Annotated in this window: 13 protein-coding genes; 4 read left to right on the forward strand and 9 right to left on the reverse strand. The window is 69.0% G+C overall.

Features of this window, described 5'->3' with window-relative positions; all coding sequences use genetic code 11:
* Nucleotides 1–183: 183 nt before the first annotated feature.
* Complete coding sequence (locus ACYVKL_RS27025) at nt 184–567, forward strand: nitroreductase family deazaflavin-dependent oxidoreductase (protein ID WP_379165949.1); 384 nt, start codon at nt 184–186, stop codon at nt 565–567.
* Between the two features lie 54 nt (nt 568–621).
* On the opposite strand, the gene ACYVKL_RS27030 is transcribed toward ACYVKL_RS27025, so the two are convergent.
* Nucleotides 622–1,113 carry a nitroreductase/quinone reductase family protein gene (locus ACYVKL_RS27030; RefSeq protein WP_379165951.1) on the reverse strand — a complete coding sequence of 164 codons (492 nt, stop codon included), beginning with the start codon at nt 1,111–1,113 and terminating at the stop codon, nt 622–624.
* A gap of 293 nt (nt 1,114–1,406) precedes the next feature.
* Here ACYVKL_RS27030 and ACYVKL_RS27035 point away from each other — a divergent pair, with 293 nt between their 5' ends.
* Entirely contained in the window at nt 1,407–2,783 is a 1,377-nt protein-coding gene (locus ACYVKL_RS27035) for an alpha/beta hydrolase (protein ID WP_379166663.1), read from the forward strand.
* A 16-nt stretch (nt 2,784–2,799) separates the two neighbouring features.
* On the opposite strand, the gene ACYVKL_RS27040 is transcribed toward ACYVKL_RS27035, so the two are convergent.
* On the reverse strand, nt 2,800–3,342 hold the full coding sequence (locus tag ACYVKL_RS27040; RefSeq protein ID WP_379165952.1) for an NUDIX hydrolase: 543 nt from the start codon (nt 3,340–3,342) through the stop codon (nt 2,800–2,802).
* A 184-nt stretch (nt 3,343–3,526) separates the two neighbouring features.
* Between ACYVKL_RS27040 and ACYVKL_RS27045 the strand changes: the two genes are divergently transcribed.
* The gene (locus ACYVKL_RS27045) at nt 3,527–5,071 is read left to right on the forward strand and encodes a glycosyltransferase family 39 protein (protein ID WP_379166665.1); all 1,545 of its coding nucleotides are present in this window, start codon (nt 3,527–3,529) and stop codon (nt 5,069–5,071) included.
* On the opposite strand, the gene ACYVKL_RS27050 is transcribed toward ACYVKL_RS27045, so the two are convergent.
* The 4 genes from ACYVKL_RS27050 to ACYVKL_RS27065 form a co-directional block, all read right to left on the reverse strand.
* Entirely contained in the window at nt 5,001–6,491 is a 1,491-nt protein-coding gene (locus tag ACYVKL_RS27050) for an ABC1 kinase family protein (RefSeq protein WP_379165954.1), read from the reverse strand. The two genes, ACYVKL_RS27045 and ACYVKL_RS27050, sit on opposite strands and share 71 nt — an antisense overlap.
* A gap of 87 nt (nt 6,492–6,578) precedes the next feature.
* On the reverse strand, nt 6,579–8,639 hold the full coding sequence (locus tag ACYVKL_RS27055) for a CocE/NonD family hydrolase (RefSeq protein ID WP_379165955.1): 2,061 nt from the start codon (nt 8,637–8,639) through the stop codon (nt 6,579–6,581).
* A 227-nt stretch (nt 8,640–8,866) separates the two neighbouring features.
* On the reverse strand, nt 8,867–10,069 hold the full coding sequence (locus tag ACYVKL_RS27060) for a PucR family transcriptional regulator (protein ID WP_379165956.1): 1,203 nt from the start codon (nt 10,067–10,069) through the stop codon (nt 8,867–8,869).
* Nucleotides 10,070–10,079: 10 nt separating this feature from the next.
* The gene (locus tag ACYVKL_RS27065; protein ID WP_379166666.1) at nt 10,080–11,843 is read right to left on the reverse strand and encodes an AMP-dependent synthetase/ligase; all 1,764 of its coding nucleotides are present in this window, start codon (nt 11,841–11,843) and stop codon (nt 10,080–10,082) included.
* Between the two features lie 287 nt (nt 11,844–12,130).
* On the opposite strand from ACYVKL_RS27065, the gene glnA reads away from it, so the two are divergent.
* Entirely contained in the window at nt 12,131–13,567 is a 1,437-nt protein-coding gene (gene glnA, locus ACYVKL_RS27070) for a type I glutamate--ammonia ligase (RefSeq protein ID WP_379165957.1), read from the forward strand.
* Here glnA and ACYVKL_RS27075 read toward each other — a convergent pair.
* From ACYVKL_RS27075 to ACYVKL_RS27085, 3 genes are read right to left on the reverse strand one after another with little or no spacing between them, the layout of a single operon-like run.
* A complete protein-coding gene (locus tag ACYVKL_RS27075) occupies nt 13,552–14,535 on the reverse strand; it encodes a LysR family transcriptional regulator (protein WP_379165958.1) in 984 nt (327 codons plus the stop codon). The genes glnA and ACYVKL_RS27075 overlap by 16 nt on opposite strands.
* A gap of 55 nt (nt 14,536–14,590) precedes the next feature.
* Nucleotides 14,591–15,715, reverse strand: coding sequence for a GGDEF domain-containing protein (locus ACYVKL_RS27080; protein ID WP_379165959.1), 1,125 nt, complete (start codon nt 15,713–15,715; stop codon nt 14,591–14,593).
* Nucleotides 15,716–15,753: 38 nt separating this feature from the next.
* The gene (locus ACYVKL_RS27085; RefSeq protein ID WP_379165960.1) at nt 15,754–16,065 is read right to left on the reverse strand and encodes a hypothetical protein; all 312 of its coding nucleotides are present in this window, start codon (nt 16,063–16,065) and stop codon (nt 15,754–15,756) included.
* Nucleotides 16,066–16,701: the final 636 nt, after the last annotated feature.

Raw genomic sequence — 16,701 nt, forward strand, 5'->3', positions numbered from 1 at the left:
GCCTGTCGCGCCGCGGGACCCGGCGCTCTGAACAGCACTTTAGTGCCGCCGCCGGACGGTCGCGCGGGACGGTCGGGTACGGCCGCGTGTTGCTCGCCCGTGACCCCGCGCGATGGCGCACCGTCGCCCGTCCGGCGGCGTAGCCTCTGGGGCGCAACCGTTTTCGTCAGGGAGGACGAGACCATGCCGCTGCCGCGGATGCTCGCGCGAATCAATCGCAAGCTCAGCAATCCGGTGCTGGGGGTCGCGGCCCGGGTCGCACTGATGTTCGGCGTCGTGGTGCACCGCGGCCGCAAGTCGGGGCGGGTCTACCGGTCCCCGGTCATGGTGTTCCGGCGCGACGACGGCTACCGCATCGCCCTCACCTACGGGCGGGACGTGGATTGGCTGAAGAACATTCGTGCCGCGGGCAGCTTCGAATTCGAGACGCGCGGGCGCACCGTCACCCTCACCGATCCGGTGCTGGGGCACGACGCGTCCGCGTCCTGGGCGCCGCCGCTGGTGCGGCAGGTGCTGGTGGGTCTGAACGCCGCGGATTATGTCCAGGCCCGCCGGGTCGACAACTAGCGGGCGGCACGCTCGAAGTTTGCCGGCGGCCGCCCGGCCCGCGCCGGCGACCGTTCAGCGCACCGTCAACCGGAGGATGACCGTGCCCTGCTGCCAGCTCTGGTAGGCGTCGGCCAGATTCGGGTTGCCGTCGGCGTCGAAGCCCATGCCGTTGAACTTCGCCCACTGCTTGTTGTCGCGCGCGATGGCCTCCGAGAGCCGCACCACCGACTCCTCATCGGCGAGCACCTCGGCGTCGGCGGTGAGCCGGGGCCCGCCGAACGACACCTCGAGCGGCACGCCCTTGCGGATATTGCTCACCCAGGGGTGCTTGGCGGTGCCGACCAGGATGTCGCCGTCGTGGCGGGTGTAGGCGATCGGGACGTCGTAGTGCTTGCCGGACTTGCGGCCCACCACGTGCAGGACGCACAGCCGCTTGCCGACCTGCCGCGACAGCACCGGTACCCGCAGCAGGCCGCGAATGAAGGTATTGAGCAGGTTCTGATAGGAGCCGATGGGCGCGGGGCCGGTGGTGCTCGGAGTTCCGTACGGATTGGCTTCGGCCATGCCAGGCCTCCTTCGCTGAATTGCGTTGCGCGGCAGTCGACTGTCAAAACTACCGTTGTCACCACTATTGTGCGACGATTTATGTCCGGCAATAAAAGAACCGATCGGTATCCGCGCGGTTGGTGACGGGTATGCGCGTCCGCAAATCGATGAGAATTCTCGCGGCCGCCGTGACGCTCGTCGTCCCGGCGTGCGTCAGCTCGACAGCACCACCGGGATCGACGCGGACAGTGCAGGGTTACACCGCGCCGTTTGTCGAAGGTCCTTGTGCGACAACACCGCAACCGGTGGCGATGCTGTCCCGGGCGCGCTGCGGGGAGCTGGTGGTGCCGGTGGATCGGGACCGGACCGATGGACCGACCCTGCGGTTGGCCGTGGCCGTCATTCCCTCGGAGACGCAGCCGCCCACCGCGGATCCGATCGTGTTCCTGGAAGGCGGCCCGGGCCTGGACGGCATCGCGGTGCCCGCCGTCGCGCCCGATGTCGGGCTCGGGCGTAGCCGCGATCTGATCCTGATCGGGCAGCGGGGCACCCAGACGACGAGCACGCCGCTGCTGTGCCCGGAGCTCGACGAGTTCTACGCGCGCCGGCTCGGGCTGGTGTACGACGCTCCCGCCACCGGGGAACTCGACGTGCGAGCGGCGACCGCATGCCATGAGCGGCTGGCGACCACCGACCTGGCCGCCTACAACTCCACCGAAAGTGCTTACGACCTCATCGATTTGCGCAAGGCGCTGCATCTCGACACGTGGAGTGTGTTCGCGCACTCGTACGGCACCGACCTCGCGCTGCTCTACCTGAACATGGACGGCGCGGCTGTCACCTCGGTCGCGCTCGACGGGGTCACACCGCCCTCGGTCGCCGCACTGGGCTGGACGTGGCCGAGCGCGCGCGGCGCCTTGGACGGCGTGCTGCGGGCGTGCCAGACGCAACCCGCCTGCGCACAACGCTATCCCGGCCTCGGCGCGACGTTCGTCCGGCTGGTCGGTGAGCTGGAGCGTCGTCCCGTCACGACCACCGTCGATCTGCCCGGGCATCCCGGCACGCAGGTCGTCCTGGACGGCGGCACGCTGCTGGAGTGGTTCGTCGGCGCGGCCGGTCGCCTGACCGCGGGCATACCCGCCGCGATCGACGACCTCGACCACGGGAATCCCCAGGCTGTCGCCACGCAATACGCGGCCGGGTGGGTGAACACCGGACCGAGCAACGCGACCGTCGCCACCGGCCTCACCCTCAGCATCTGGTGCAGTGAATGGGTTCCGTACGAGACGGTCGACGATCAGATGCGCCAGGCGCGCAAGGCATTCCCCGAGTTCCCCGACTCGGTCTTGGCGCAAGCGCCGCAACTGGCCTTCCTGCGCGAGGAATGCGCGGTGTGGAACGTGCCGAAAGCTCCTGACTCTGTACGGGCGGTCACCCGCAGCGCCGTGCCCGCGCTCGTGATCACGGGCAGCCTGGATGCGCGGACCGGACCGTTGTGGGGCGAGTACGTCGCGAAGGACCTGTCCCGCTCGACTGTCGTGGTGCTTCCGGGGTGGGGGCACGGCGCGTTCCTGAATCCCTGTGGCGCGCAGGTGATCGCCTCGTTCTTCGGCAATCCGGCGCACCCCGACACGAGTTGCGTGGCCGCGATGACGGTGCCGGAGTTCACCATTGCCCCACCCCGGTGAGGAGCCGGGCGCGAATTCAGTGCAGCAGATCCGGGATCATCGGGCGGGTGGTGTGGGCGAAGTGCCAGCGCGGATCCGACAGGTGGGTGCGCAGTTCGGCGTCGGTCCACCACCAGCCGTCGGCGACCTCCTCGCGTTGATGCCGGATCGGCCCGTCGTAGCGCAGCTCGTAGGCGAACAGGTGGCAGCGGATCTGCCCGGCGGCCACCCGGCCCTGCCAGGAGGTGCAGGCCACCGGTAGCGGCCGGTCGTCGTGCGGTCCCAGTTCGATGCCGAGTTCCTCGCCGAGTTCGCGGATCGCGGTGTCGGCCGGGTCCTCGCCGGGTTCGACCGCGCCGATCGCCAGGCAGTCGTACATGCCCGCGAAGACCGCCTTGGTGTGGGTGCGGCGGTGCACGTACACCCGGGAGCCGTCGCAGGAGCGCAGCAATATGCCCGCACCGGCGTACCAGAGGCCCTCGGCGTAGACCCGGTCGCGTTCGGCGGCGCCGATGCTGCGCAGGGCGGCGTCGTACACCGCGATGATCTCCGACATGAACGGCGGCTCCTGTCCCGTCATCAGGTGTGAAGCGTGGTGCCGGAAACCCACGTAACCACGGGCGCCGGGGCGCCCGAAGCTGCGACACGCGACCGTTTCTGAAGTTGGTGGTCGTGCGGTGCTGCGTCCGAAGTTTGCTGGATCGAAGCTGTAGATTTCGACTGTTCGCCCCCGACCCGCCGGCGAGGAGTACGCGTTGACCGATGTGGTGAATCGACCGGCCCGGCCCGGCGGCGCCGGACGGCATGCCAAAGTCGAAGAGCGGCCGCCGTTCGCCTGGCTCACCGTGGCCGCGGTCGCGGTGCCCGCCGCCGTGGTGCTGCTGCTGTCCGCGCGCCGCTACGGGTACTTCGGCGACGAGCTGTACTTCCTGGCGGCCGGCCGCCGCCCTGCCTTCGGCTACGCCGACCAGGGGCCGGTGCTGCCGCTGCTGGCCCGGCTGATGGACACCATCGCGCCGGAGTCCTACTTCGTGCTGCGACTGCCCGCGGTCGCGCTGACGGTGACCGCGATCGTGCTGTGCGCCCTGCTGGCCCGCGAATTCGACGGCGGCCGCTGGGCGCAACTGCTGGCCGCCCTCGGCTACGCGAGCTCACCGTTCCTGCTGCTGCAGGGCACCATGCTCACCACCAACGCCGTCGACACCGCGCTGTGGGTGATCATCACCTGGCTGGTGGTGCGCTGGGTGCGCACCCGCAACGACGGGCTGCTGCTGGCCGCCGCGCTCGTCACCGCCGTCGACATGCAGGTGAAATGGCTGATCCCGTTCTTCTGGATCGCCGTCGCGATCAGCAGCATGCTGTGCGGGCCGCGGGAATTGGTGCGGCGGCCGCTGCTGTGGGCCGGCGGCGTCATCGTCGTGGTCGCGACCGTGCCCGAACTGCTCTGGCAGGCCCGCCATTCCTGGCCGCAGTTGAAGATGGGCGGGGTGATCGGGGCCGAGCAGGGGATCCTGGGCGGACGGCTGCTGTTCCTGCCGATGTCGATCAGCCTGGCCGGATACCTCGGCGCGCTGCTGCTGTTGTGGGGACTGTGGGTGCTGCTGCGCTGGGATGTGCTGCGGCCCTACCGGTTCCTGGGCGTCACGCTGCTGCTGTTGTTCGCCGCCTTCCTGATCACGGGCGGACGGATCTACTACGCGGCGGGCATGTACGCGGTCATGATCGCCGCGGGCGCGGTCGGCGTGGTCGGCACCGCCGAGCGCATCGCACCGCTGTGGCGGCGGCTGCTGACCGCCGGTGTGGCCGTACTCGCGCTGGGCGCAACGGCTTTCACCCTCTACTCGACACCGTGGCGGCCCGCCGAGGAGGTGCACCCGCCCAAGGACGACGCCGAGGCCGCCATCAATATCGGCGTCTACGGATCCTTCGGCTGGCACGAACTCACCGACGAGGTCACCCGCGCCTACGACGGGCTCACCCCGGCCGAACGCGCGCATGCGGTCATCATCACCGACACCTATTGGCAGGCCAGCGCTCTCGACGAGTTCGGCCGCACACACCTGCCGCCGCTGTACAGTCCCAGCCGCGGCTTCGGCTACTTCGGCACCCCGCCCGACGACGCGTCGGCGGTGCTGGCCGTCGGCGGCTACGAGGCGGTGCTGCGCAGCCAGTTCGAGCACGTCGACCCGGTCGGCAAGGTCGACACCCGCCTCGGGTTCAAGGGCAACACCCAGGACGTCACCCTCTGGAAGTGCTCGGCCCGGAAGAAGCCGTGGTCACAGGTGTGGCCGCAGTGGATGCATCTGTAGCCGGACGCAACGCGACCACGGTCGCCGCGCTCGCCTCGCGGTCGCGGCAGCGGCGCACCGCCGCCGCCAGATGCGGTAGCGGCGCGGTCAATTCGGCGCTCAACGGCCCGTGCACGCCGAGCTGGCACAACACACCGGTGGCGGCCAGGATGGTGCGGCCGATCGGCGCGTACTCCGGCCGCGTGGTGAGGTGGCGGGCCACATTGGACAGGCTCGGGTCGGTGGCGCGCCGCACCTGCGACCGCAGCCACGCCGGGGTCAGGTGGGCGTCGGGGCGCCGATACAGGTCCCGGATCGGGGCGACCATGGTGACCAGGGCGGCGATGTCGAATTCCCGTTCGGGGCGCACGAATTCGTGCCGGCGCAGCGCCGCCTCCAGATCCGCGTCGGCGCCGTTGAGGGCGGCCTCGCCGATATCGGCGACCAGATCGGGGAAGTGGGCCGGGAACGGTGAGCAGGCCCCGAAATCCAGGACGCCGAGGCGACCGTCGGGCAGCACCCGGAAATTGCCGGGGTGCGGATCGGTATAGAGCAGACCGGTTTTCGCGAAACTCGACATCACCAAGCGGGCCACCAGCAGCCCGACCCGGGTGCGCTCGGCCGGATCTCCCGAGGCGATGACCCGCTGCAGGGGAGTGCCGTCCAGCCATTCGGTGACCAGTACGTCGCCCTGCTGATCGACCACGGCCGGGATGTGGAAGTCCGGGTCGCCGGCGAAGGTTGCGGCGAAGCTGCGCTGGGTCGCGGCCTCGTCGGCGTAATCGAGTTCGGCGCCGATGCATTCGGCGAAGGCGTCGGTCACCGCACGCGTGTCGAGGTCGGGGGCGAAGACCTTGGCCAGCGGGGCCAGCCGGCGCAGGTGCTCGAGATCCGAGGCGACGGCCGCGCGCGCCCCGGGATACATGAGCTTCACCGCCACCCGCCGCCCGTCCGGCCACACCGCGCGATGCACCTGCCCCACCGAGGCGGCCGCCGCGGCGCGAGTGTCGAACTCGGCGAACCGATTCCGCCACCCGGGGCCCAGCGACGCCGCCATCGCCGCGTCGACCGCCGCGGGCAGCATCGCCGGAACCGAATCCTGCAGCCGGGTCAGCGCCTCCCGATACGGTTCCCCCAGCTCCGGCGGCAGCGCCAGCTCGTAGAGCGCCAGCAGCTGACCGAGCTTGGCCGCCACTCCCTTCAGCTCGCCCAGCACCTCGAACATGTGCTGGGCGGTGCGCGCCTGGATATCGAGTTCGACCTCCCGCGTGGGCGTTCCGAGCGCCCGCCGCCCCAGCCCGCCCACCCGGCGCGCGGCATACGCGACGGGCAGCGCGGTGATCTTGGCATTGCGGGCCGCGGCGCGGGTCGGCAATCCGTCGGCCGCCTCGGCCGTGCGGCGGCGCGCGCGCCGGAAACCGCCCTGGCGCGGTTCGAGCATCGAGAACCTCCGAAACGTCGAGAGCCTCACTGTGTCACGTCGACGATCTTCGCGGCTGGGCCGTGCCGACCGCAAGGCGCGCCGGGACTAGTGCCCGAAAGCGGCCGCCGGACCCAACGGCACCACCAGTGCCGACGGAAAGGCAGCAGTGCGCTGGATCTGCTGCGAGGTGCCCAGCAGGCGGCCCAGATCCGCCGGATTCGGGATCGTCGACGGGAAGGTGCCGGTGGTGATGCGCAGGCGCAACGCGTGACCGGGTTCGAGGCGGTGGAAGGCGGGCCGGATCTTGATCTCCATCCGCACCACGTCGCCCGGGGTGAGCAGCTGCTCGTTCTCCTTCAGCACGGTGTGCTCGGGGGCGTAGACGGTGCCGTCGGCGGCGCGCCAGGTCTTGCCGTCGTCGAGGGTGCGCTGACTGGCCAGCTGCGAACCGCCGGTGATGTTCACCGCCGTCCCGTCCGGCGCGACATCGTCGAGCCACACCTGGAAGGCGGCGTCGGTGCCGGTGGAGGAGGCGTACAGGGTGACCGCCGACGGACCGGCCAGCACGGTCGGCTCGGTGACCGGGTCCATGGTGTAGCGCAGGCCCGCGGTCGGATTCTGCACCCATTCGGTGCACGGGTTGGAGACGGTGAAGACGCGGAACACGAAGTCGAACAGGCCCGCGGCCCACTGACCCAGCGACTCACGGTTGCAGATGTTGTCGATCCCGGTGTAGTTCAGCCGATCCGCGGCGTCGGCGGCGGTGGGCTTGTCGGCCACCAGCCGGTCTCCGTCGAAGTAGCGCTGCTGGATCGCGGTCTGCTCGAACGGGTAGCGTGCGGTGTCGGCGGCGTTGTTGCCGGCGTCGATGACGTGCAGCGGGGTGCGGGTCTCGTCGACGCCGTTGTGAATGTCCTTGAGCCACCGGTCGAACCAGGCCAGGGTGATCTGATCGGTGTCCATCCGCGAGCCCGGCCCCAGGCCCAGGCCGACGTGATACCAAGGGCCCATGAGCAATTGGTAGCGGCCGTCGGCCGGCTGGTCGGCGGCCATCGGTGCGAACTGGTCGCGGCCGGCGGCCAGGTTCTGCAGCTGCGCGTAATTGCGCACCGCGCCTTCCTGATACAGGTCCCACCAGCCGTCGACCTGGTACATGGCGATGCCGTTGTCCACCAGGTTGTGCAGGTCGGTCTCGAAACGCCGCTCGCGCCACCAGGAGTTGTCGTAGGCGGTGGCGCCGCCGGTGTAGGCGTCGAAGAGCAGTTTCACGGTGCTGGTGTCGGGGCCGACCAGTGCGGCCAGGTGATCGCCGAGCGAACGCAGGAAGGTCTGCGGTGACAGCGGCGCGGTCAGGAACGGGCCGATCAGGCTCAGATACGGGACCATCAGTGAGATGACCGTCAGCAGTAGCGGGCTCATCATGCCGTCGTGGTTGAGCACCTCGTCGAAGATGTTGTTGGGCACCGCGAACGGCACGATCGCCTTCAACGGTGAATCCGGGCCCACGGTCTCGGCGGTGCGCATGGCCGACAGGCCCGGGAATGAATAGCCGTACATGCCGACCTTGCCGTTGGAGCCGGGCAGCCGGGCCGCCCAGTCCACCAGTTCCGCGCCGTCCTTGCCGTCCTGTTGGGAGGCCGGGCTCCACGCGCCGGTCGAGCCGCCGGTGCCGCGCACGTCCGCGGTCACCTCGATGTAGCCGTGCCGGACCAGCATGTCCTGCATGGAGGTGGCCTGATTGATGATGCGGCGGGCGTCCTTCAGCTGATCGGGCAGCTGGATGTGGAGTTCGTCGATCACCGAGGTGATGGCGGCGGTCAAGGCGCTGGCCACCGCGCCGTAGGTGGTGAAGTTGACGACCACCGGGAACTCGCCCGCCGCCCGCTGCCCGGTCGCCGGATCGGTCGGATACCGCACCTCGGCCTGCAACTGGGTGCCATCGGACAGCGAAACCACCTGCCCCAGTTGATAACCCACCCCGTACGGCGCGGGGGTCGGCTGATAGTCGGCGGGCAGGCCGAAATTGGCGGGCGCGTCGGGCACCGGCCCGAACACGGGCGCGGCCGCCGACGGCGTGGTGGCGGCGATGGTCATGGCCAGCACGGAGAAGCCGGCCACGGCCCAGGGGGCCAGGCGGCAGCGGCGCGGCCGGAAGGTGCTACTCAACGAAGTACCTCTGCGGATGGTCGGGAGGCCCGGCGGGCGCGGACCGGATGCCGCACCGCACGACCTCGTCGTCGGTGTTCAGCACACCGCACAGCGCCCGCGCGCCGGTATCGGCAATCACCAAGAGTGTGAACGAGAGCATTGTGCAGCCGACCAAACCGTGGCCCGGAGCAACAGCGGCCCGCCACGCGGACACGTGGCGGGCCGGGACGTACAGAGGGGGCGAACTACGGTGCGAAGCAGGCGGTTTCGAGGCGGCGGGCGATGCGGGCGGCCGACAGGGTCATGGCGTCGGTCGGGCGGTGCGGATCCAAGCCGGTCAGCTCGTACACGCGGGCCAGGCGGTAGGTGACGGTATTGCGGTGGACGTTGAGCAGGCGTGCGGTGGCCAGCTGGTTGAAGCCGGTGTCGACGAAGACGTCGAGGGTTTCGGTCAGCACCGCCTGGGTGTCGAGGGGTTCGAGCACCGCCGCCAGCCCACCGCGCGCGGAACCGCTCGCGGCGACGGTGTATTCGAACAGCAGTTCCGGGCGGCGGCAGACCGGATGCGGGCGACCCAAACAGCGGCCCAGTTCGGCCAGCGTGCGCGCCTCGGCGAACACCTCCGGGATCTGCGCGCGCGAGGCCGCGGTGGCCACACCCACCCAGAACGGCGCGGGCGACTCGGTTTGTGCAGACTGCCCGAGCGCGAGCCGGCCGGGGCCGGGCAGGCGAGCCGTCAGCGCCGCCAGCGTCGCGGTGCCGTCGTCGCCGGGCTGCAGGGGCAGCAGGGCCGTCCAGCCGCCACTGTCCAGGCGCAGGAACACACCCGGGATGGCTTCGATGCGGTGGCGCAGTTCGGCGGTGTCGGCGCCGTGCGCGGTGCCGAGGCGGAAGGCCGCGAGCAGGAACGCGTCCGGTACCGCCACCGCCGGTTCCCCGGCCCATTCGACGGGGTCGCGACCGGTGAGCAGCGCGTCGGCAATGGCGCGGCGGCGTTCGAGCAACTCCCAGCGCGGATCGTGGGCGCGCTGCACGCAGGCGGTGGCGATGCGGGTGGTGATCAGCGTGATGTAGCGCAGCAGCGTGATCGCGGCGTCGTCGAGCAGTTCGCGTTCGGGACCGTGGGCGGTCTCGCGCACCCGCGACCAGATCAGCTCCGCGCCCAGGCTGTAGCGGCCGAGCACTTCCTCGAGGGTTTCGCCGTCGCGGATGCGGCTCAACGCGATCTGCACCACCTCGGCGGTGTCCTCCGGGGAGGGAGCGTCTCCGGTGCGCAGGAAGTCGAAGAACAGGTCCACATTCAAGGCGGTGCCGCGTTCGAAACCGCTGGTCACGAGGGATTCCGGGAGTTTGGGGTAGGGCGGGGCGAGAGCCGGGAATTCCGCGCGCGCCACGACGGCACGTTGGTACAGCTCCTCGAGCGTCCGGTCCCGCAATCGCGCGTGCATAAGTCTCCTACTACCCGTACAGCGACTCGATAGTAGCGGCGTACGTGATTGCTATGGGTTTGCGTCTGAGCTTTCCGGTGGCCGTGAGGTGATCGGAGCCCGGCGCCCACACATCCGGCAGCACCGCGAACTTCTTGATCTGCTCCACCCGGGAGAGCTTGCTGTTCGCCGCGTCGACGCCTTCCTGCAGGGTCGCGAGCACGCGCGGATCGCGGGCCAGCGCCGGAATCTCCCGCTCGATTAGCTGGTGGCGCTCGGCGAAGGCGGCGGCCAGATCGGGGTCCAGGCAGATGAGGGCGGTGTTGTAGGCGCGGCCCTCACCGATCGCCACCACCGCGCCCGCCAGCGGCGTGTGCTCGGTGACGGTGTTCTCGATATTGGTCGGCGACATGTTCTTTCCAGCCGCGTTGATGATGAGCTCTTTCTTGCGGTCCACGATCCGCAGGAAGCCCTCGGCGTCGAGTTCGCCGATATCGCCGGTGTGCAGCCAGCCGTCGGCGTCGACGGTCTCGGCGGTCTTGGCGGGTTCGCCGCGATAGCCGCGCATCACGCTGCCGCCGCGCACCAGCACCTCACCGTCGCCGGCGATGCGGACCTCGGTGCCGGGGAACGCGGTGCCGACCGTGCCGATCTTGATGCGGGCCGGGCGGTCCATGGTGGCGCCCGCGGTGCACTCAGTCATGCCGTAGCCCTCGCACAGCGGCAGGCCCAGGCCGAGGAAGAACTCGTGGGTGTCCTTCGGGATCGGGGCGGACCCGGTGACCGCGATGCGAATCCGGTCCAGGCCCAGCTGCTCCCGGATGGCGGACAGCACCAGGCGATCGGCCAGCCGGAACCGCCAGGAGTCGATGACGCTCAGCACGCGTCCGTCCGACACGGCGCGCGCCCGCGCCCGGCCGCTCGCCACCGCCCACCCGATGAGCCGCCGCTTGACGGCGCTCGGCTCGGCGGCGAACCGTTCCTCCAGCGCCGCTTTGACTTTCACCCACACCCGGGGCACACCCATGAACACGCTCGGGTGCACCTCGGTGAGCGCGGCCGCGACCCCCTTCAGGTCCGGGCAGGTGGTGAGCTGCGCGCCGGTCAGGATCGAGAGATAGTGCGAGAGCCAGCGATTGGCGGCATGCGCGTCGGGGAGGTAGGAGATCACCCGGTCGTCGGGGGAGCCGCCCCCGAATTCGTCCACCACGCGGGCATTCTCGAGGAAATTCGTGTGGGTGAGCTCCACGCCCTTGGGTGGGCCGGTGGTGCCGGAGGTGTAGACGATGGTGAGCAGATCCTCGGGAGTCACCGCACGCCAGGCGGATTCGAAGTCGAACCCGCCGGGCGCGGTCGCCTCGAGCTCGGTCAGCGCGACGCATCCCGCGAGCGCCTCGTCGATACAGATGACGTGCTCCACCACACCGCCCTGCGTGGCGGCCCGCGCCACCGCCGCACGAACCTGCGGTGCGAACTGGGCCTCACAGATCACCGCCCTGTTGGCCGCGTTGGTGAACTGATAGGCCAGCACCTCCACCGGATTGGTGTTGTACACCGAGAACGGCGTCGCGCCGGTGTGCAGGATCGCGGTGTCGCACAGATGGAATTCGGGCCGGTTGGTCAGCATCAGCGCCACCGTGTCGCGCCGGCCGATGCCGAGTGCCGCGAGTCCGTTCGCGATGGCACGCACCCGGTCGGCGTACTCGCGCCAGGTGATCGAGACCGCGCCGCCGAGCGTGCGCAGCGCGACCGCGTCCGGATAGCGGGCCGCGGTGGCCTGGAATGCCTCGACCATGGTGCGCGGGGCCGTCCCCGCTACCGGTGTTGAACTCACGACCCACCTCTGACTCGAACATCGTCGGGGCGGCGCGGCCCCGGGGCTGTTCCAGCAGATCGCACAAAGCCAGGGGCGGGCCAGTGGCAATGCGGAAGAACCGGGACGGATCGTTTGTGCACTGTGACAAAAGCATTCAGGTCCGCGCGGGTGGCCCCGCGACGTATCGTGATTAGCACGAACAGGACCGCCGGACCCCGACCGGGCCGTCCGATCGGGTAGGCGTGCGCGGCCACTAGGAGGCAGCGGTGATCACCCCTACCGTCAACGGAGTACAGGACTACATCGATGCCGAGGAAGTCCGGTACGTCGACATCCGCTTCTGCGACGTCCCCGGCATCCAGCAGCATTTCTCCATCCCGGCGAGCATGTTCGGCCCCGAACTGGTCGAGGACGGCATCGCCTTCGACGGTTCGTCGGTGCGCGGCTTCCAGGCCATCCACGAGTCCGACATGCTGCTGCTGCCGGATCTGCGCACCGCGCAACTGGATTCGTTCCGCGCCGCCAAAACCCTCAATATCAGCTGCTTCGTCCACGACCCGCACACCCGCGCCGCCTACAGCCGCGACCCGCGCAATGTGGCCCGCAAGGCCGAGGAATATCTGCGCTCCACCGGAATCGCCGACACCGCCTATTTCGGGCCCGAGGCCGAGTTCTACATTTTCGACTCCGTCCGCTACGACACCAGCATGAATCGCGCTTTCTACGAAGTGGATTCGTCCTCCGCGGACTGGAATACCGGCGAGAAAACCAACCCGGACGGTACTCTCAATCGCGGTTACAAAGTGCGGCCCAAAGGCGGCTATTTCCCCGTCGCGCCCTATGACGCCGACGTCGATCTGCGCGACCTCATGTGCACCCACCTGCAGGAGGCCGGATTCGAATTGGAGAAGGGCCACCACGAGGTCGGCACCGCCGGACAGGCCGAGATCAACTACCGGTTCAACACCCTGCTCGCCGCCGCCGACGACCTCATGCTCTACAAGTACATCGTCAAGAACACCGCCTGGGCGGACGGCAAGACCGTCACCTTCATGCCCAAACCGCTATTCGGCGACAACGGTTCCGGCATGCACGTGCACCAATCGCTGTGGAAGGACGGCGCGCCGCTGTTCTACGACGAGGCCGGCTACGCGGGACTCTCGGACCTGGCTCGCCACTACATCGGCGGCCTGCTGCACCACGCGCCGTCGCTGCTGGCCTTCACCAACCCGACGGTGAACTCCTACAAGCGCCTGGTCCCCGGCTACGAAGCACCCGTGAATCTGGTGTACAGCCAGCGCAATCGGTCCGCCGCCGTGCGAATCCCGGTGACCGGCACCAATGCCCGCGCCAAACGGCTCGAATTCCGTTGCCCCGACTCCTCGGGCAACCCGTACCTGTCCTTCGCCGCCATGATGATGGCCGGACTCGACGGCATCACCAACAAGATCGAGCCCGCGCTCCCCGTCGACAAGGACCTCTACGAGCTCACCCCCGAGGAATCCGCCGAGGTCACCCAGACCCCCGGCAGCCTCGAGGAGGTCGTCAACCGCCTCGAGGCCGACCACGACTACCTCACCCAGGGCGGGGTTTTCACCGAGGACCTGATCGACACCTGGATCCGGCTCAAGCGCGACACCGAGATCGCCGAGATCAACCTCCGCCCCCACCCCTACGAATTCGAGCTCTACTTCGACGTGTAGGCCTGACCTGCGCGGACGCGGTCACGCGGTGGTACCGTGCCGTCCGCGAAATCGGGCTTCTGCAGTTGCTCGATCAGTTCCGGACGGGAGTCGCGCACCGAGCGGGCGATATCGACGAAAGAGCGGACCAGCGGGGTCTCGTGGTCGCCGCGCCAGCCGACCGCGACCTCGTTCGGTGGGGTGTCGGCGATCGGCACCAGACGAATGCCCGGGAACGGGATCCACCGGGCACAGGCCACCGTGAGCACCACCCCGGACCCGGTGGCGACCTTGTGGAACTCCCCGAGAAGCGAGTTCGATCGGGGCACGACCGGCGCGCTGCGCCCGTCACGATGAGCCTGCAACTCCCAGAAGGCATTCCACACCGGATCGGTGGTCGCCGCACCGAGCAGCGGTTCGTCGAGCACCTCGTGCGCGAACACTTCGGTGCGCTCGGCCAGGCGATGATTCGCGGGCACCATGACCACCAGCGGTTCGGCGAACAACGTCTCGAACCGGACCCCGTCGTCCGCGAACGGCCGTCGCACGAAGGCGACATCCACCAGGCCGCCGGTCAGGCCCGCCGACGGGTCCTCGTAGGTGAACTGCCGCCATTCCACCGTGATTCCGGGGTGGCGCTTCCGGAACGCCGCCAGAATGGGTTCGGTCAGGGTGAGCGCCGCACCCTCGAGCGCGCCCAGGACCAGCCGATCCTGTTCACCCCGGTGCGTCGCCCGCGCCCGCTCGACCGCGGCGTTCAATCCGGTCAGCATGCCGCGCAGATCCTGCAGGAATGCCTCACCGGCAGTGGTCAGTTCGACACATCGGGTCGTGCGAGAGAACAGCACGACGTTCATTCCGTGTTCCAGCTGTTTGATCTGGGTGCTCAGCCCCTGCTGCGATACGTGCAGCCGCTGAGCCGCTCGGGTGAAACTGAGCTCCTCGGCCACCGCGATGAAATAGTGCAGCTGGCGAGTGTGAATTTCCATGGTGCGCAACCTCTGACGACAGAACGGGCATTCGGATTCGTGGAGCCGTGCTCGGTCATTCCGCCATGGACACCCGGTTCCCGCCCGCGCGCTTCGCGCGGTACATCGCGGAGTCGGACCGGTGGACCAGGTCCTCGAGGCACGCGGCCGCAGTGCCGGCGACGGTGACGCCGATGCTCGCCGTCACCTGGACGCCGCCGGACCCGATGGCCCGGCACAGCCGCCCGGCCTCCACCACCGCGGCGTGCTCGGCGAGGCGAACGAGGACGATGAACTCCTCGCCGCCGCTGCGGGCGACCACCGCGCCGGCCGGCACCGTGGCCCGCAGGCAGGTCGCGACCTGGACCAGCGCCCGGTCGCCGACGGCATGGCCGTAGGTGTCGTTCACGTCCTTGAATCGATCCAGGTCGATGGTCATCAGGCAGATCGGCCCCTGGGCGCCGGGCCGGAACCAGGACGACACGTAGTAGTCCAGGCCCCGGCGGTTGAGCAGGCCGGTCAGCGGATCGGTCAGGGCGTCCATGCGCAGCACCCAGTAGCAGAAATGCAACGCCGGCATCAGCATGGCCGTCACTGCGGCCATGGTCAGCACCACCGACGCGGCCTCGGCGGTATCGCCGAGGCGCTGCCGGAGCACCATCCCCGCCAGGGTCAGCACCGATGCCAGCGACCAGCCGGCATGCAGCGCCAGCACCCGTGGGCCGTGGAACATGGCCAGGTATCCGCCGGTGAGGACCAGTTGCATCAGGCTCAGCGCACCGAACAGCCGGCAACTCTCGGCAAGGCCGCCGCCGGTGATGAGGACATTCGCGCCGGCCATCAGAACCAGGGAACGGCGTTCGCTCGGCCACCGCCCGAAGGCCCAGCTCACCGCCCAGGCCACCGCCATGGCGGTGGTGAACACGGTGACGTGCCTGGCCCAGCCTTGCGGACCGGCGGCGGAGAACAGGGTCAGCCCGGAGATCAGGGCCAGCGCGGCGCCGGTCATCGCGATGATGCCCTGCATCGTCGGCAGCGCCCCGCGGTGTTCCAAGGTGCGGATCAGCCATCGGTAGTCGAGGGGGTCGCGCCACCAGGCACGCACCGTGCCCCAACCTGTCGGCGCCGATCCGGCGGCAACCGTCGGGACCACGCGCAGGACCGGCGCGGCCACGACGGTCCGCTGGACTTCGATCGACATCGGCATGTCACTCCCTCCGGATCGCACGTCGTAGCGCCTCAAGCCGACAGTTCCCAGACGTGGGCGCTGCCGCGGGCAGCCAGATAGTCGAGCAGGCAGATCCGTGGAACCGCCATCCCGCCGAGGTGACCGGAGAAGGTGTACACGGTGTGCGCGCCGGAGCGCCGGCACTCGATGGTGAGCTCCGCGAACGCCTCGGGCAGGGCGGCGTTCTGCGGTGAGTCCTCGTAGAAGACCGTCGCCAGTTCGTGCCCGTGTTCGATGGCCGCCGCCATCAGACGGGTGACGGTTTCCGCCAGTCGCTGGGGGGAGAGCAGATCCGTGCGAAGGTAACCGTATGCCAATGGCATACACGGAGTTTTGTGACTCATCATTTCTTCCTGTTCTCAAGGCAGGCCGCACCCGCGTCTGCACTGAGATATTTGAGCGGTCAAATGTGGACCATTGGTATTTGTCAGCCAAAGACATCAGCTGCCCATGCGATATCACCGTGAAAATTCGGGGTGAAAGAGTCAGGCGATGCGAGCGCTATTCTCGGCGTACATAATTGCCTGTCACCGCATTTTCCGGCAGGTCGATCGAAATGCAGATCGTTCGCGGTAGAACGTAATTCCTATCGACCACGACAGCGAACTCCTCATGCACTATGCGGCTGCTTCGAAGTGGACGGTGAACGATCGGTGAGCTCAGATATTCATGTCCACGGGGGCGTTGCATCTCGAAACTTAATACGATCGGCGGGCTCGGAGCCGCTGACGGCCGAGGGTGGCGCGACAGGCCCCCTCCCCTGGCGTAACTTCCCCCCCTGGGCCGGGTCGGCCGTGCAGAGCCTGGTCGTCGCCGGGTGGGCGGGCAGGCCACGACGGCGACTCCGGTCAGCGCCCAAGGGTTGCTCGCCGACGAGCATCGTGTCGACACCGCCGGTCGCGGGCCGTTGCCGACCCGTAGCGACCCGCGTCCGGGGGCTTCCGAATGCAGTCATTCAT

The organism is Nocardia tengchongensis (assembly GCF_054781395.1).